The organism is Paracoccus sp. (in: a-proteobacteria) (genome assembly GCF_030538655.1).
GTDB lineage: Bacteria > Pseudomonadota > Alphaproteobacteria > Rhodobacterales > Rhodobacteraceae > Paracoccus.
This window is the reverse complement of record NZ_JAUNTO010000001.1, coordinates 210,195-225,273: the sequence shown is the minus strand read 5'-3', so window position 1 is coordinate 225,273 and position 15,079 is coordinate 210,195. Positions and strand designations below refer to the sequence as shown.

At 64.1% G+C, this 15,079-nt stretch carries 13 protein-coding genes; 10 read left to right on the top strand and 3 right to left on the bottom strand.

Annotated elements, in window-relative coordinates; all coding sequences use genetic code 11:
• The first annotated feature begins 81 nt into the window (after positions 1-81).
• Entirely contained in the window at positions 82-1,344 is a 1,263-nt protein-coding gene (locus Q4G22_RS01115) for a helix-turn-helix domain-containing protein (protein WP_303384053.1), read from the top strand.
• A 63-nt stretch (positions 1,345-1,407) separates the two neighbouring features.
• Here Q4G22_RS01115 and miaB read toward each other — a convergent pair whose 3' ends face one another.
• On the bottom strand, positions 1,408-2,724 hold the full coding sequence (miaB, locus tag Q4G22_RS01110) for a tRNA (N6-isopentenyl adenosine(37)-C2)-methylthiotransferase MiaB (RefSeq protein ID WP_303384052.1): 1,317 nt from the start codon (positions 2,722-2,724) through the stop codon (positions 1,408-1,410).
• Positions 2,725-2,787: 63 nt separating this feature from the next.
• Here miaB and Q4G22_RS01105 point away from each other — a divergent pair, with 63 nt between their 5' ends.
• Complete coding sequence (locus tag Q4G22_RS01105; RefSeq protein ID WP_303384051.1) at positions 2,788-3,120, top strand: TfoX/Sxy family DNA transformation protein; 333 nt, start codon at positions 2,788-2,790, stop codon at positions 3,118-3,120.
• 126 nt (positions 3,121-3,246) lie between these two features.
• Complete coding sequence (locus Q4G22_RS01100; RefSeq protein WP_303384050.1) at positions 3,247-4,617, top strand: aminotransferase; 1,371 nt, start codon at positions 3,247-3,249, stop codon at positions 4,615-4,617.
• A gap of 26 nt (positions 4,618-4,643) precedes the next feature.
• On the opposite strand, the gene Q4G22_RS01095 is transcribed toward Q4G22_RS01100, so the two are convergent.
• Positions 4,644-6,860: a ComEC/Rec2 family competence protein gene (locus Q4G22_RS01095; RefSeq protein WP_303384049.1), complete on the bottom strand. Its 2,217-nt coding sequence runs from the start codon at positions 6,858-6,860 to the stop codon at positions 4,644-4,646.
• Positions 6,861-6,964: 104 nt separating this feature from the next.
• Here Q4G22_RS01095 and gltX point away from each other — a divergent pair, with 104 nt between their 5' ends.
• The 3 genes from gltX (at position 6,965) to Q4G22_RS01080 (ending at position 10,614) form a co-directional block, all read left to right on the top strand.
• A complete protein-coding gene (gene gltX / locus Q4G22_RS01090; protein ID WP_303384048.1) occupies positions 6,965-8,356 on the top strand; it encodes a glutamate--tRNA ligase in 1,392 nt (463 codons plus the stop codon).
• A gap of 66 nt (positions 8,357-8,422) precedes the next feature.
• Complete coding sequence (gene gltA, locus Q4G22_RS01085) at positions 8,423-9,715, top strand: citrate synthase (RefSeq protein ID WP_303384047.1); 1,293 nt, start codon at positions 8,423-8,425, stop codon at positions 9,713-9,715.
• Positions 9,716-9,951: 236 nt separating this feature from the next.
• Positions 9,952-10,614 (top strand): SDR family oxidoreductase, encoded by a 663-nt coding sequence (locus Q4G22_RS01080; protein WP_303384046.1) that lies wholly within the window; start codon positions 9,952-9,954, stop codon positions 10,612-10,614.
• Positions 10,615-10,654: 40 nt separating this feature from the next.
• Here Q4G22_RS01080 and Q4G22_RS01075 read toward each other — a convergent pair whose 3' ends face one another.
• The gene (locus tag Q4G22_RS01075) at positions 10,655-11,701 is read right to left on the bottom strand and encodes a dipeptidase (RefSeq protein ID WP_303384045.1); all 1,047 of its coding nucleotides are present in this window, start codon (positions 11,699-11,701) and stop codon (positions 10,655-10,657) included.
• 96 nt (positions 11,702-11,797) lie between these two features.
• On the opposite strand from Q4G22_RS01075, the gene Q4G22_RS01070 reads away from it, so the two are divergent.
• Genes Q4G22_RS01070 through Q4G22_RS01055 form a run of 4 tightly spaced genes read left to right on the top strand, consistent with a single transcriptional unit; the run spans position 11,798 to position 15,021 of the window.
• On the top strand, positions 11,798-12,850 hold the full coding sequence (locus tag Q4G22_RS01070; protein WP_303384044.1) for a TRAP transporter substrate-binding protein: 1,053 nt from the start codon (positions 11,798-11,800) through the stop codon (positions 12,848-12,850).
• The gene (locus Q4G22_RS01065; protein WP_303384043.1) at positions 12,847-13,344 is read left to right on the top strand and encodes a TRAP transporter small permease; all 498 of its coding nucleotides are present in this window, start codon (positions 12,847-12,849) and stop codon (positions 13,342-13,344) included. The genes Q4G22_RS01070 and Q4G22_RS01065 overlap by 4 nt, the downstream gene beginning before the upstream one ends.
• On the top strand, positions 13,341-14,651 hold the full coding sequence (locus tag Q4G22_RS01060) for a TRAP transporter large permease (RefSeq protein ID WP_303384042.1): 1,311 nt from the start codon (positions 13,341-13,343) through the stop codon (positions 14,649-14,651). The genes Q4G22_RS01065 and Q4G22_RS01060 overlap by 4 nt, the downstream gene beginning before the upstream one ends.
• Before the next feature lie 46 nt (positions 14,652-14,697).
• Positions 14,698-15,021, top strand: coding sequence for an antibiotic biosynthesis monooxygenase family protein (locus tag Q4G22_RS01055; RefSeq protein ID WP_303384041.1), 324 nt, complete (start codon positions 14,698-14,700; stop codon positions 15,019-15,021).
• Positions 15,022-15,079 lie beyond the last annotated feature (58 nt).

The following is a 15,079-nucleotide window of genomic DNA, read 5'->3' as shown; positions in this document are numbered from 1 at the left end:
CGTGATAAGCTGTCATTAATCAAAAGCTGATATGTCTGTGATTCGGACGGACAGTGGCAGGCGCAGAATGGGGCAGAACGCATGAACGGGCTGTGGGCAAAATCCCCGGCGGATGACGGGTTGGCGGATCAGGACGGTTCGGCCTTCTTCGATGATGACGTTCGTCTTGGCGATCTGATGCGCGGCGAACGGGCGACCAAAGGGAAATCCCTGCTGGATGTGCAGCGCGAACTGCGCATCCGTGCCTCTTATGTCGCCGCGATCGAGAATTGCGATATTACAGCCTTTGATACGCCCAGTTTTGTCGCTGGATATGTGCGCTCATATGCGCGTTATCTGGGGATGGACCCGGACTGGACCTTCCGCCGCTTCTGTGCCGAGGCGGGGTTTCAACCCACGCATGGCATGGCCCCGACGGCGGCCGGTCCCAAGCCCACGCGCCGCCCCTCTGACCCGGCCGAGGCGCTGGCGAATCCGCGTGCGCTGTTCATTCCGCAGCAGGAAAGCTTCTGGTCTTCGGTCGAACCGCGGGCCGTTGGGTCGGTTCTGGTGCTGGCGCTGCTGGTGGCCGGTCTGGGTTACGGCGGCTGGTCCGTCCTGCAAGAGGTGCAGCGCGTCAACCTGCGCCCCGGCGAACAATCGCCCGGCGTGATTGCCGCGCTGGACCCGGTGCAATCGCTGTCGCAGCCCGCGCTGGATGAAAATGCACCGCTGGATGTCGCCGTGCTGCCGCAGCCCGAGGGGTTGGATCGTCTGTATCGCCCGCAAGTGCTGGAAGCGCCGGTGCTGATCGCGCGCGACGGGCCGATTGCCGCAATTGATCCCGGCCTGACGCAGCCGCCCGCGCCTGCGGAAACCATGGTTGCGACACATGGCGGTGCGGGTGTCGGGGCCAGTTCAGCGCTGCCGGGCAGCACGAGCTTGGTGCAGGCGATGGATTACGGCCCGCAGATGCCCGCCGGGCAATTGGCGGTGCGCACCGTTGCGCCGGATGCCCCTGCGCTGGAACTATTGGCGGCGCGTCCGGCTTGGGTGCGGGTCACGTCGGCGGATGGCACCGTGCTGCTGGAAAAGATCATGGACGCGGGCGAACGGTTTACCCTGCCCAAGCTGGAACAACCGCCCAAGCTGCGCACTGGCAATTCCGGCGCCGTGTATTTCGCGGTGAACGGCCAGACCTATGGCCCTGCCGCGCCGGGCGCGCAGGTGGTCAGCAATGTTGTGCTGTCGGCTGATGCCCTGGCCGAGAAATATGCCTTTGCCGATGTTACCGCTGATCCCGAACTGGCACAGATGGTGGCAGTTGCACAGATCGCCCCGGCGCCGGGTTTGCGGGACGAATAGGCTTACTTCGGGGGAGAAGTCGCGCCCCCGAAGATGCGTGTTGGGCAAACAGGAAGCCGCAGGTCAGTTAACCAATTCACCGCGCAGCGAATTCGGCGCGCTTTCGGCGATGCGCACGGGCAGCAGGTCGCCGACCTGCGCATCGGGTGCCTGGACAAAGACGGCGTGCAGGTAATCGGATTTGCCGACCATCTGCCCCGGTTCGCGGCCCTTTTTCTCGAACAAAACGCCAAGAGTGCGGCCGACCATACCGTTTTGCGCGGCTTTTTGCTGGCGGGTCAGCAGGGCTTGCAATTCGTGCAGGCGGGCATCCGCGACGGCATCGGGCACAGGGTCGCGCCCGGCGGCGGGTGTTCCGGGGCGGGGCGAATATTTAAAGCTGAACGCCGTGCCAAAGCCGACCTGTTCGATCAGGCGCAGTGTGTCGGCGTGATCCTGATCCGTTTCGCCGGGAAAGCCGGTGATGAAATCGCTGGTTAGCATGATGTCGGGGCGGGCGGCGCGGATGCGGTCGATCAGGCGCAGGTAATCGTCTGCGGTGTGTTTGCGGTTCATCGCCTTCAGCACGCGGTCGCTGCCGGATTGAACTGGCAGGTGCAGATAGGGCATCAGCTTGGCCACGTCGCGATGCGCGCAGATCAGATCGTCGGCCATGTCATTGGGGTGGCTGGTGGTATAGCGGATGCGGTCCAGCCCGTCGATTTCAGCGATCTGGCGGATCAGGTCGCCAAAGCCGGACGCGCCTTCGCCATGCCAGCCGTTGACGTTCTGGCCCAGCAGGGTGATTTCGCGCACGCCGCGCGCCACCAGATCGCGCGCCTCGGCCAGAATGCGGGCGGCGGGGCGGCTGACTTCGGCGCCGCGGGTGTAGGGGACGACGCAAAAGGCGCAGAATTTGTCGCAACCTTCCTGCACGGTCAGAAAGGCCGCCGGGGCGCGGCGGGTTGCGCGGTTCTCGGTCCTGCGGGGCAGGTGGTCGAATTTGTCTTCCTCGGGGAAGTCGGTGACGATGGCCGGTGCCTCGCCCCGCGCCATGGCGGGCAGGCGGTGATAAGCCTGCGGGCCGACGACCAGATCGACCAGCGGCATCCGGCGGGTGATTTCCGCCCCCTCGGCCTGCGCGACACAGCCGGCGACGCCGATCTTCAGATCAGGCCGTTCTGCTTTCAGCGGTTTCAGCCGGCCCAGGTCGGAATACAGCTTTTCGGCGGCCTTTTCGCGGATATGGCAGGTGTTCAGCAGCACCATATCGGCCTGTGCCTGATCCTCGGTCAGTTCATAACCTTCGGTGGCCATCGCCTCGGCCATGCGCTGGCTGTCATAGACGTTCATCTGGCAGCCATAGGTCTTGATGAACAGCTTTTTCGGCGCGTCGGTCATGGGCGGGTTCCTTGCGGTAATCCGTGCTGATACACCAGTCGGGCCAGTAATGCAAAGGATGCGATGAGCGATCTGACCACCATTCCGAACATCGGTCCGGCCACGGCGCGGGCGCTGATCGCGGCGGGCGTGCCGGATGCGGCAGCGCTGCGGGCCATGGGGGCGGATGCCGCCTATGCCGCGCTGCTGGCCTCGGGCGAGCGGCCGCATTTCATTGGCTATTATGTGCTGCATATGGGTTTGCAGGGGCGACCGTGGAACGATTGCCGGGGCGCGGAAAAGGCGGCGCTGCGGGTGCGGTTTGATGCGCTGGTCGGCGGTTCAGGCGCGATTCCGCCGGGGATCGAGGCGGCACTGGACCAGATCGGACTGCCTGCGGTGCGGCGATCTGTCTGATCGGCTGGGCGTTTGGCAGCGGATTGGTCGGCAGGGCAGGCAGATTGCCCGGCGCTGATGCGGCCCCATTGAACGGGCTGGCGTGCGCAGATAGCTTGGACAAAATCTTTCCGACAGGAGCCGAAGATGAACGAGGTCAAACCGCAAAGCTGGGAAGCGCGTGCCGAAGAATATTCCATGTATGGCTTCACCGACCTGCCCAGTGTGCATCAGCGCGGAACTGTGGTGGTGACGCATGGCGAGGGGCCGTATATCGTTGATACCAATGGAAAACGCTATCTGGATGCGAATTCCGGCCTGTGGAACATGGTGGCGGGCTTTGACCACAAGGGGTTGGCTGACGCGGCCAAGGCGCAATATGATCGGTTCCCCGGCTATCACGCCTTTTTCGGGCGGATGTCGGATCAGACGGTGTTGCTGTCGGAAAAGCTGATCGAGGTGTCGCCATTCTCGCGCGGCAAGGTTTTCTATACCAACTCGGGGTCCGAGGCGAATGATACCATGGTGAAAATGCTGTGGTTTCTGCACGCCAGCGAAGGCAACCCGAAACGGCGCAAGATCCTGACCCGCTGGAACGCCTATCACGGGGTGACGGCGGTTTCGGCCTCGATGACCGGCAAACCCTATAACGAAGTGTTCGGCCTGCCGTTGGACGGTTTTATCCACCTGACCTGCCCGCATTATTGGCGCTTTGGCAACGAGGGCGAGACCGAGGCGCAGTTCACTCAGCGGTTGGCCGATGAGCTGGAGCAGGTGATCGCGCGCGAAGGGGCCGACACCATCGCCGGGTTCTTTGCGGAACCTGTGATGGGCGCGGGCGGGGTGATTCCGCCGTCCGAGGGTTACTTTCAGGCGATCCAGCCGATTTTGCAGAAACACGGCATCCCGCTGATTTCCGACGAAGTGATCTGCGGTTTCGGGCGCACCGGCAACACCTGGGGGTGTGAGACCTATGGCTTTGTGCCCGATGCGATCATTTCGTCGAAAAACCTGACCGCCGGGCTGTTCCCGATGGGTGCGGTGATCCTTGGGCCAGAGCTGTCCGACCGGATGGATGTGGCGGTCGAAAAGATCGAGGAATTCCCGCATGGCTTCACCGCCTCGGGGCATCCGGTGGGCTGTGCGATTGCGCTGAAAGCCATCGACGTGGTGATGAACGAGGGGTTGGCCGATAATGTGCGCCGCCTGGCCCCCCGTCTTGAGGCGGGGCTGCGTGCGATTGCCGAACGGTCTGATAACATTGGCGAAGTCCGTGGTATCGGCTTTATGTGGGCGCTTGAGGCGGTCAAGGACAAGGCGACGAAAACCCCATTTGACGGCAAGCTGTCGGTCAGCGAACGCATCGCCAACACCTGCACCGATATGGGGTTGATTTGCCGCCCGCTGGGTCAGTCCATCGTGCTGTGCCCGCCGTTCATCCTGACCGAAGATCAGATGGATGAGATGTTCGACAAGCTGGAACAGGCGCTGCACAAGGTCTTTGCCGAGGTCGCCTGATCCGTCCCTGATATGCGGCGCGCGGCTCAGCGCGCCGCCCATGGATAGCGCGCGCCGGTTTCGGCGGCGCTGACGATAACTGGCGCGCCGTCCGGGCCAAGGTTGATCGCCAAAGATCCGGTTTTGCGCAGGCTGCCCTGGTGAATCAGCAGGCAGACAGGGCGTTCCGGGGGCGGGCTGATCGGCGCGGCGACCACCAGAATGCGGTTCGGCTGACACTCGGGCAGGGCGCGTTCGTCTGCCCCTTTGCCGGTGAAGTGCCAGACCTGCCAGACGCCGCCGGGCAGGTCGGCCACGCGGTCACGGCGGTCGCCCCGCCATGCCGGGCGGGCGGCGGATTGTTCCTGTGTGGCGATGTCGCCATCCTCGGTCAGCCAGTTGCCAACGACAAACGCCCCGCCCGAGGGTTTTGACATGGCGCGGCCCGCCGGGGTCATCAGGCCCACGGCCTCGCCTTCGGGTGCGATCAGCAGTAGCGGGCGCTGGACCATGGCCCAGCCGATTGTGCCCGCAGCGATCAGCATCAGCCCGGTGGCAAACCCTGTCAGCGCCGCGCCGCGCCGGCGCATATGGCCGCGCCGCCACGACAGCACGCACAGGCAGCCACCAAAGCACATGACCGGCATTACCCAGAACGGCGGCAGCGGCAGCCCCGTTACGGCCCCCCGCAGCGCGGCGACCTGCTCGGCCACGATCAGCATCCATTCGGTGCCGACCCCCATCACCCACAGCGCAGGCCCCGCCAACCCCAGCGGAGCCAGCAGCGCGGCAATCACCCCGGCTGGCATGACCAGCGTGCCCATGACCGGCACCGCCAGCAGGTTGGCGATCAGCCCGTAATGCGCCATCCGGTTGAAATGTGCCGCCGCCATGGGCGAAGTGACAAAGCTGGCCACCAGCGAGGTCGCCAGCAGCATCAGCGGTCCGCGAGAGATCGGCGGCAGGCGCTGCGCGAACCGCGCCCACGGCCCGGCCATCAGGATCAGCGCCAAGGTGGCGCCAAAGCTCATCTGAAAGCCCGGCGAGGCGACCGATTCGGGACTGTAGATCAGGATCAGGACGGCCGAAACCGCGATGGTGCGCAGCGAGATCGCCCGCCGGTCCGCCAGAATCGCGCTCAGCATCACCGCCACCATCAGAAAGGAACGCTCGGTCGCGACGCCACCGCCCGACAACCACAGATAGATCGCGGCCGCGATCAGCGCCGCCAATGCGGCGATCTTGTGCCCCGGCCAGCGCAGGCGCAGCCCCGCCCCTGCGGCTGCTGCCAAAGGAATGCGCATCGCCGCATAAACGAACCCGGCCAGCATCCCCATATGCAGCCCGGAAATCGAGATGATGTGATACAGGTTCGAGGCGCGCATCACCTCATTCGTGGCCTCGTGGATGCCGGATCGGTCGCCGGTCATCAGCGCCGCCGCGACCGCGCCAGCCTGTCCGCCGATGCGGTCCTGCATCGCGCGCGACAGGTCCATGCGGACGCGGTGCATGGCCCAGATGCCCCCCTCGGGCGGGGTGACGGTCATTACCGGCGTGCGGGCATAGCCGACGGCGCCGATCTGTTCGAACCATGCCATCAGTCGGAAATCAAAGCTGTAGGGGCTGGCCGGGCCGGGCGGTGGCCCCAGATGACCCGTCAGCATCACCCTTTGCCCCGGCGCAGGCAGGTTGTCGGTGGCCTGATCCATCAGCGACAGCCGCACTTTGACCGGGGTGCGCAGGGGCGACATATCGCGCAGCACCACCTGATCCAGCGTCAGTCGCATCCGGTCGCGGCCAGAGCGGTCCACCATGACCACCCGCCCCTCAACCGGGCCGTAATAGCGGAATTCGAGCACCGGGGCGGCGGTCATATGGGCGCGCAGCCCCGACAGCCCCAGCCCCGCCGCGATCAGTGCCGTCGCCAGACCCGTGTGACGCAGCCATTCCGCCGCCGTCCAGCCAAGCCGCCCGGCATCGGCCCAATGCGGCGCGCGCCAGGCAAGCGCCAGCCCGGCCGTGCCGGTCAGCGCCACCGCGACCCAGATCGCCGCATGCTGCACCGGCGCGGTCAGCCAGATGGCGATGCCAACCGACAGCAGCACCGGCACCCACGGCAGCAACCCGGCCCGCGTGGCGGCGGCTGGCCGGGGGGGCTGCGGCGTGTCGCGCCGGTCGGGCACCCGCACCTGCTGTGCGACCACCGCCCGCAGCCGGTTGGCGCGGGTTTGCGGCGGGGCAGGGGGATCGGCCAGAGTGGCCATTCTTGTCCTTTCTTAACCGGGACTTTACCTCTGCTGTGCAAGATGGCACGACGATCCTTTCAAAAGCGTTAACGCCCCTGCCACATCCGACTGAAAGACCCGCCATGACCGATGCCCCCGTTGTCACCCGCTTTGCCCCTTCGCCGACGGGCTATCTGCATATCGGCGGCGCGCGGACGGCGCTGTTCAACTGGCTGTTCGCCCGCGCGCGCGGCGGTCAGTTTCTGCTGCGGATCGAGGATACCGACCGCGCCCGTTCCACCCCCGAGGCGACCGAGGCGATTTTGAAAGGGCTGCGCTGGCTGGGGCTGGACTGGGACGGCGAACCGCTCAGCCAGTTCGCTCGCAAGGACCGTCATGCCGAGGTGGCGCGGGCGATGCTGGACGCCGGGCGGGCCTATAAGTGCTTTTCCACGCCCGAAGAGATTGCGGCATGGCGCGAGGCGAATCCGAACCAGCCGTTCCTTAGCCCATGGCGCGACCGCACCGACCACCCGGATGCTCCCCATGCCATCCGCCTGCGTGCCCCGCGCGAAGGGCAGACGGTCACGCATGATGCCGTTCAGGGTGATGTAACAGTGCAAAATCAGCAGCTTGACGATATGATCCTGCTGCGCAGCGACGGCACGCCGACCTATATGCTGGCGGTAGTGGTGGACGATCATGACATGGGTGTGACCCATATCATCCGCGGTGACGATCACCTGACCAACACGGCGCGGCAGATCCAGATCTATGAGGCGATGGGATGGGATCTGCCGGTTTTCGCACATATCCCGCTGATCCATGGCGAGGATGGCAAAAAGCTGTCGAAACGCCACGGCGCGGTCGGGTTGCATGAATTCGCCGCACTTGGCTATCCGCCGGCGGCGATGCGGAATTATCTGGCCCGACTGGGCTGGAGCCACGGCGACGACGAATTGTTCACCGATGCCCAGGCGCGGGACTGGTTCGACCTGTCGGGGATCGGACGCGCGCCCGCGCGGCTGGATTTCAAAAAGCTGGAACATGTCAGCGGCTGGCACATCGGGCAGATGGATGATGCCGCGCTGATGGCCGCGCTGGACGATTTCATCGCCGAAACCGGCGGCGAGGCGCTGACCGGGGTGCATCGCGCGCGGGTTCAGGCGGCCCTGCCGGTGCTGAAGGAAAAGGCCCGCACGCTGCCCGCGCTGCTGGAACAGGCGCGTTTCGCGCTGATCGACAGGCCGGTAATTCCCGACGAAAAAGCCTCAAATACGTTGGATTCGGTATCCCGTGGTATGCTGAAAACATTGACTGCCGCAGTGCAGCATGGTAGCTGGAACCGGAGCGATCTGGAGGAGGCCGCGAAAGCCTTGGCCGAGGAAAGCGGCATCGGACTTGGCAAGATTGCAGCCCCGCTGCGGGCTGCCTTGGCGGGACGAACCTCGACCCCCAGCGTGTTTGATATGATGATTGCACTTGGCCGCGATGAAACTGTGGCCCGGCTGCGGGATCAATTCGACCGGGCCTGAACGGCCCCCTATTTTGCAGCCCCCGCGACTGCGGTCGGGCTGCCCCAGCAGAAAGGAAGTCGCAACATGGCAGACCCGAAGCCCGCCACGTTGACCATTGATGGCAACGACTATGAACTGCCGCGCCTGCGTCCGACCGCAGGCCCGGACGTTCTGGATATTCGCAAACTCTATGGTCAGGCGGACGTTTTTACCTACGATCCCGGTTTCACCTCGACGGCAAGCTGTGATTCGACGATCACCTATATTGATGGCGACAAGGGCGAGCTGTGGTATCGCGGCTATCCCATCGAACAACTGGCCGAAAAATCGCATTATCTTGAGGTCTGCTATCTGCTGCTGCACGGCGAATTGCCGAACCGTGCGCAGATGGAGGATTTCGAAACCCGTATCACCCGTCACACGATGGTGCATGAACAGATGCACTATTTCTTCCGCGGGTTCCGCCGCGACAGTCACCCGATGGCAACCATGGTCGGTGTCGTCGGTGCGATGTCGGCCTTTTACCATGATTCGACCGACATCAGCGACCCGTGGCAGCGCGAGATCGCCTCGATGCGGCTGATCGCCAAGGTGCCGACGATTGCGGCGATGGCCTATAAATATTCGATCGGCCAGCCGTTCGTGTATCCCAAGAATGAACTGGATTACGCCAGTAACTTCTTGCACATGTGCTTTTCGGTCCCGGCAGAACCCTATCATGTGGACCCGGCGCTGGCCCGCGCGATGGACCGCATCTTCACGCTGCACGCCGATCACGAACAGAACGCCTCGACCTCGACCGTGCGTCTGGCCGGGTCGTCGGGTGCGAACCCCTTTGCCTGTATCGCGGCGGGTATCGCCTGTCTGTGGGGACCGGCTCATGGAGGCGCGAACCAGGCTTGCCTGGAAATGCTGCGCGAAATCGGAACCGTGGACCGCATCCCGGAATATATCGCCAAGGCCAAGGACAAAGACGATCCGTTCCGCCTGATGGGCTTTGGCCACCGTGTCTATAAGAACTTTGACCCGCGCGCCAAGGTGATGAAGGAATCCGCCGACGAGGTTCTGGACTTGCTGGGGGTTCACAACAACCCGACGCTGCAAGTCGCCAAGGAACTGGAACGGATCGCGTTGGAAGACGACTATTTCGTTTCGAAAAAGCTGTATCCGAACGTCGATTTCTATTCCGGCATCATCCTTGAGGCGATGGGCTTCCCGACCAGCATGTTCACGCCGATCTTTGCGCTGTCGCGCACCGTCGGCTGGATCTCGCAGTGGAAAGAGATGATCGGCGACCCGCAGAACAAGATCGGTCGCCCACGCCAGCTGTATATCGGCTCGGATCGTCGCGATTATGTGGATGTGGACGCGCGTTGAACCGCGTGAACAATTGGAAAAGCCCCCGCATGTTGGGGGCTTTTTATGTCCGTGTCGTGCCCCAAGGCCGGGGGCCAGCCCCCGGACCCCCGGGATATTTATTGAACGAAAGACAAAGCGGGGCGCGGCGATGATCTTGGGACGCTGCTCTTGCGCTGAATAGCCGCAGCGTGTGGGCCGTCTTTTGACGGCGTTTGCCTCTTGCGGGTGGGCGCGACGGGTGGCAAGGGCAGAGTATGAGTAAAGATCCCGAACAGAAAATCGCCCTTGTGACCGGGGCATCGCGCGGCCTTGGTGCCGCCATGGCCGAGGCTTTGGGGGCGAAAGGCTGGCACATTCTGGCTGTCGCCCGCACCACCGGCGCGCTGGAAGAACTGGATGACCGCATCCGCACCGCCGGGGGCAGTGCGACCCTTGCCCCTATGGATGTCACCGTCCCCGAGGCGATGTTACAACTGAGCAAGGCCACGCTGGACCGCTGGGGCGGGTTGGACCTGTGGGTGCATTGCGCCATCCACGCCGCGCCGCTGTCGCTGGCTGCGCAGCTTGACCCCAAGGATTGGGCCAAGGCCGTCGCCACCAATCTGGATGCCACACGCGGGCTGATGTCGCTGATCGAACCCTTGCTGCGTCTGCGCAACGGGACGGCCATGTTCTTTGACGATCCGCATGCCGGACAGGCCTATTACGGCAATTATGGTGCGACCAAAGCCGGTCAGATCGCACTGGCCCGCAGTTGGGCGGCGGAAACCGCCCGGCTGGGGCCGCGCGTGATCGTGGCGGAGCCGGCACCGATGGCGACGGCTGTTCGTGCCCGCTTTCACCCCGGCGAGGATCGCGGCAAGTTGACCTCTTGTCGCGACGAAGCTGCGCGCATCCTGTCTGATGCGGGATATTAACGGGTTTCGTGCTTGCTGAAATGCCTCGGGGTGCCAGGCCTTAGCCACCCCAGGTTCGTTCCAACACCGATAACCAATTGTCCAGCGCGATCTTGCGGATCAGTGCGTCGTCATAACCATGCGCGCGCATCGCGGCGATCAGCCCCGGCAGCTGATCAACTGAAGCCAGATCCTGCGGCACCAGCGCGCCGTCAAAATCAGACCCGAGCGCCACGCCCGCCTCGCCCAGCCGGTCCAGCAGATGATCCAGATGGCGCAGCATCGGGTCAAAGCCCTTGAACGCCAGACGCCGCCCGTCCTCGCGCAGAAAACTGACCGCGAAGTTCAGCCCGACAAGGCCGCCGCTGTCGGCGATGGCGTCCAGCTGGCGGTCGGTCAGGTTGCGCGCGCTGGCGCTGATCGCATGGGCGCAGCTGTGGCTGGCGACCAGCGGCGCGTCTGACAGGCGGGCCACGTCCCAGAAACCTGCCTCGTTCAGATGCGACAGATCCAGCATGATCCGCAGCCTATTCGCGACTCGCACCAGATCCCGCCCCGCCTGTGTCAGCCCTGCGCCAATATCGGGCGAGGCCGGAAAGGCGAAGGGCACCCCATGCCCGTATCGCGTCGGCCGCGACCACACTGGACCCAGCGAGCGCAACCCCATCGCATGCCACAGATACAGTGCATCCGGGGTGTCCAGCGCCTCGGCGCCCTCCATATGCAGGATGGCGGCGATGCGCCCGATGGCGATGGCGCGGCGAATCTCGGCCACGCTGCGCACGATCTCCAGCGTGCCGCTGCGCGCCATGGCCATCAGCGCCGAGGCCTGCGCCATCGCATGAGGCAGCGCCACGCCATAGGGGACGGGCGGCGGCAAAGGCATGGAAAACGGCGGGTTTTCCATCGTCTGTGCGGTGGCGGGATCGTTTGGCCCATCCTCGACCGGAATCCAGATGGCAAAGAAACCGCCGGCGAAGCCACCCCTTCGTGCGCGCGGCAGGTCCAGATGGCCGGTGCCGTCGCCATTCATCCACAGCGCCGCGGCATCCGGCACGGCGACGGCGCGTTGCAGAAAGTCGTTATGGCCGTCAAAAACCGCGATCATGGGTGATTCCTTAACCTGTTGCTGTCAGGTTGCATCTTTGCAGGGCGTGGACAATGCCTGCGGCACGCAACATAAATCGCGAAAAAGGAGACCCGGATGACCCTGCTACGCCGCATGATTGCCGCCGTTGTCATGATGCTGGCACCGCTGGTTGCCACCGCGCAGGAAATCACGTTGCGGTTGCATTATTTCCTGCCGGAAAACAGCTTTGTCCCGGCGCAGATCCTGACTCCTTGGGCCGACCGGATCGAGGCGGAATCTGGTGGGCGGATCAAGGTAGAGCGTTATCCCTCGATGGCGCTTGGCGGGCGGCCTGCGGATCTGGTCGATCAGGTGACGGATGGTGTTGCCGATGTGGTCTGGACGCTGCCGGGCTATACCCCCGGTCGTTTTCCGCATACCGAAGTGGCGGAACTGCCTTTTATTTCGCGCGATGCAGGGGCGACTTCGGCGGCGCTGTGGAATCTGGCGCAGGGCTGGCGGGACAGTGATTTCCGTAACCTGCATCCGCTGGGTATCTGGGTCCATGGGCCGGGTGTGATCCATTCGGCACGCCCCGTTGCAGATCTGTCGGATATGGCAGGGTTAAAGCTGCGGGCACCGTCGCGCGCGGCCTCGATGCTGCTGGAAAAGGCCGGTGCCGCGCCTGTCGGAATGCCCGCCCCTGCTGTGCCCGAGGCGTTGTCCAAAGGTGTGATCGACGGCGCGCTGTTGCCGTGGGAGGTGACGTCATCTGTCCGCGTGCAGGAATTCGTCAAAAATCATACCGAGTTTGAAGGTCCGGCCATCTATAATGCCGTTCTGATGCTGGTGATGAACAAAGGAGTTTACGACCGGCTGCCTGACGATCTGAAGGCGGTGATTGACGCCGCGTCGGGCGCAGCATTCAGCCGTCATGCCGGTGCGATCCAGCAAAATGCCGACCAACCGCAGCGTGCGGAAACCCTTGCGTCGGGCGGCACCATTCTGACTGTCGGTGCCGATCAGATCGAACCGTGGCACGCGCTTGGCGATCAGGTCATCGCTGAATGGGCCGCTGCGGCGCGTGGATTTGACGGTGCGGCATTGGTCGCGCAGGCACGCGCCGCCATTGCAGAGGCCGAGGCGCAGGGCTTTGGCGCACCGGGCGTGGAATCTGTGATGCCGTGAACAGGATCGTCGTTTTACTGGCCCGTATCAGCGCGCTGACAGGGGGGGCGATCCTGCTGGCGCTGGTGGCTGTCACCTGCGTGTCGGTGCTGGCGCGCGCGGGGCTGACGGTTTCCACGATGGCTGATCTGCCCGCGTGGTTCAGCCGGTTGCGCCCGATACGCGGCGACTATGAGCTGATCGAATTGGGGAGCGCGATTGCCATCTGCGCCTTTCTGCCATGGTGTCATCTGGCGGCGGCTCATGCACGCGTCGATTTGCTGGGCGGGCGGTTCGCGCGCGGGCTGGATCGGTTCTGGGATGCGGCCATCGCGGCCTGTATGGCGTTTCTGGCCTGGCGGATGTGGGACGGGATGCTGACCAAGCGGTTGAACGCCGAAACCACCTTTCTGCTGCATATTCCGGTGTGGTGGGCCTTTGCGGCCTGTGTGGCGGGGCTGGCCGCGGCGGCGCTGACAGGTCTATGGATGGCCGCACGGGGGCGTGCGGCATGAGCAATTTTGAGCTTGGCCTGTGGTCCTTTCCCGCGCTTTTGGTGCTGATCCTGCTGCGCGCCCCCGTCGGGCTGGCGATGTTCATCTGCGGTGCGGGTGGGCTGTGGCTGGCCACCGGCAGCCCGGCGATGATGCTGGCGCGGATGAAAACCGAAACCTTTTCAACATTTTCCAGCTATTCCTTGTCGATCATTCCGATGTTTCTGCTGATGGGCCAGTTTGCCACTCGCGGCGGGATGAGCGAGGCGCTGTTTCGTGCAGCAGGTGCCTTTGTCGGGCACCGGCGCGGCGGGCTGGGGATGGCTGCCATCGGGGCCTGCGCGGGCTTTGGGGCCATTTGCGGATCGTCGCTGGCCACCGCCGCGACCATGGGGCAGGTCGCCTTGCCTGAGTTGCGCCGGGCAGGCTGGTCGGGCGGGCTGTCCACTGCCATCATTGCGGCGGGCGGCACGCTGGGTATCCTGATCCCGCCCTCGGTCGTGCTGGTGCTGTATGCGATCCTGACCGAGCAGAATATCGGCAAGCTGTTTCTGGCCGCCTTCGTCCCCGGCATTCTGGCGGCGCTGTTTTATATGCTGGTGATCCGCCTGTATCTGGTCGCCCGCCCGATCGAAGGTGGAACCGCGCCGCGCGTGCCCTGGCGGGGGCGCTGGCGCGCGCTGGCCGGGGTCTGGCCGGTTCTGGCGGTATTTTTCCTGGTGGTTTTCGGTATTTACGGCGGCTGGTTTACCCCGACCGAGGGCGCGGCCATCGGGGCGGCGGCGACCGGGCTGATCGCGCTGGCATCGCGGCGGCTGAACTGGCGCGGACTGGGCGAGGCGCTGATGCGCACTGCCGAAGGCTCGGGCATGGTGTTTTTTATCATTCTGGGCGCGGCGGTGTTCAACGGCTTTCTGGCGCTGGCGCAGGTGCCGCAAACCCTGTCGGGCTGGGTTATCGTCGCCGGGTTGCCGCCGCTGGCGGTGCTGGTGCTGATCCTTGCCGTCTATGTGCTGCTGGGGATGCTGATGGACAGTATGTCCATGATTTTGCTGACCGTCCCGATCTTTTTTCCGGTGGTCATGGCGCTGGATTTCGGGTTGACGCCGGAACAGACCGCGATCTGGTTCGGTATTCTGGTGCTGGTCGTGGTCGAGGTCGGTCTTATCAGCCCGCCGGTCGGGATGAACCTGTTCGTGCTGGCTGCGATGGCACCGGATACGCCGGTTGCGGCTACCTATGTGCGCGTTGTCTGGTTCGTGCTGGCCGATCTGATCCGGGTGGCGCTGTTGGTGGCGTTCCCGGTCATCGTGCTTTTCGCCGTGTGAGAATTGGCCTAATCTGATCGGGAAACCCAGCTTGAGGAGGCCAGAGATGCCAGATATTCGCAAGGATTTCAATGGGCAGACCGTCATCGCAACATTTGACGTGACACCCGGCACCGCGCAGGATGTGCTGGAACTGCTGACGGATGCCTGGACCAATGTCATCAGCAAGCAGCCCGGCTTTATGTCTGCCGCGGTGCATCTGAACGACGCGCAGACCCGCATCGCCACCTATTCGCAATGGCGCGACCGCAAGGATTATCAGGCCATGCTGCGCACCCCCGAAATGCGCGAACGGAACCGCGTTATTCACGGCATGTGCAAAAGTTTTGAGCCGGTGATGTACGAGGTGGCCGAGGTCTATCGCAGTTAAGGCAGGATTGGCCCTTTTCAACACGACGCGCGGGGTTATGCTGCACTGCGATATAAGG

Excerpts from the sequence above, each read along its gene's own strand:
- Q4G22_RS01115 (WP_303384053.1), top strand. The coding sequence starts at position 82 with ATGAACGGGCTGTGGGCAAAATCCCCGGCGGATGACGGGTTGGCGGAT.
- Q4G22_RS01105 (WP_303384051.1), top strand. The coding sequence starts at position 2,788 with ATGAGCGATCTGACCACCATTCCGAACATCGGTCCGGCCACGGCGCGG.
- Q4G22_RS01095 (WP_303384049.1), bottom strand. The coding sequence starts at position 6,860 with ATGGCCACTCTGGCCGATCCCCCTGCCCCGCCGCAAACCCGCGCCAAC.
- gltA (WP_303384047.1), top strand. The coding sequence starts at position 8,423 with ATGGCAGACCCGAAGCCCGCCACGTTGACCATTGATGGCAACGACTAT.
- Q4G22_RS01055 (WP_303384041.1), top strand. The coding sequence starts at position 14,698 with ATGCCAGATATTCGCAAGGATTTCAATGGGCAGACCGTCATCGCAACA.
- Q4G22_RS01060 (WP_303384042.1), top strand. The coding sequence starts at position 13,341 with ATGAGCAATTTTGAGCTTGGCCTGTGGTCCTTTCCCGCGCTTTTGGTG.
- Q4G22_RS01100 (WP_303384050.1), top strand. The coding sequence starts at position 3,247 with ATGAACGAGGTCAAACCGCAAAGCTGGGAAGCGCGTGCCGAAGAATAT.
- Q4G22_RS01075 (WP_303384045.1), bottom strand. The coding sequence starts at position 11,701 with ATGATCGCGGTTTTTGACGGCCATAACGACTTTCTGCAACGCGCCGTC.
- Q4G22_RS01080 (WP_303384046.1), top strand. The coding sequence starts at position 9,952 with ATGAGTAAAGATCCCGAACAGAAAATCGCCCTTGTGACCGGGGCATCG.
- miaB (WP_303384052.1), bottom strand. The coding sequence starts at position 2,724 with ATGACCGACGCGCCGAAAAAGCTGTTCATCAAGACCTATGGCTGCCAG.
- gltX (WP_303384048.1), top strand. The coding sequence starts at position 6,965 with ATGACCGATGCCCCCGTTGTCACCCGCTTTGCCCCTTCGCCGACGGGC.
- Q4G22_RS01070 (WP_303384044.1), top strand. The coding sequence starts at position 11,798 with ATGACCCTGCTACGCCGCATGATTGCCGCCGTTGTCATGATGCTGGCA.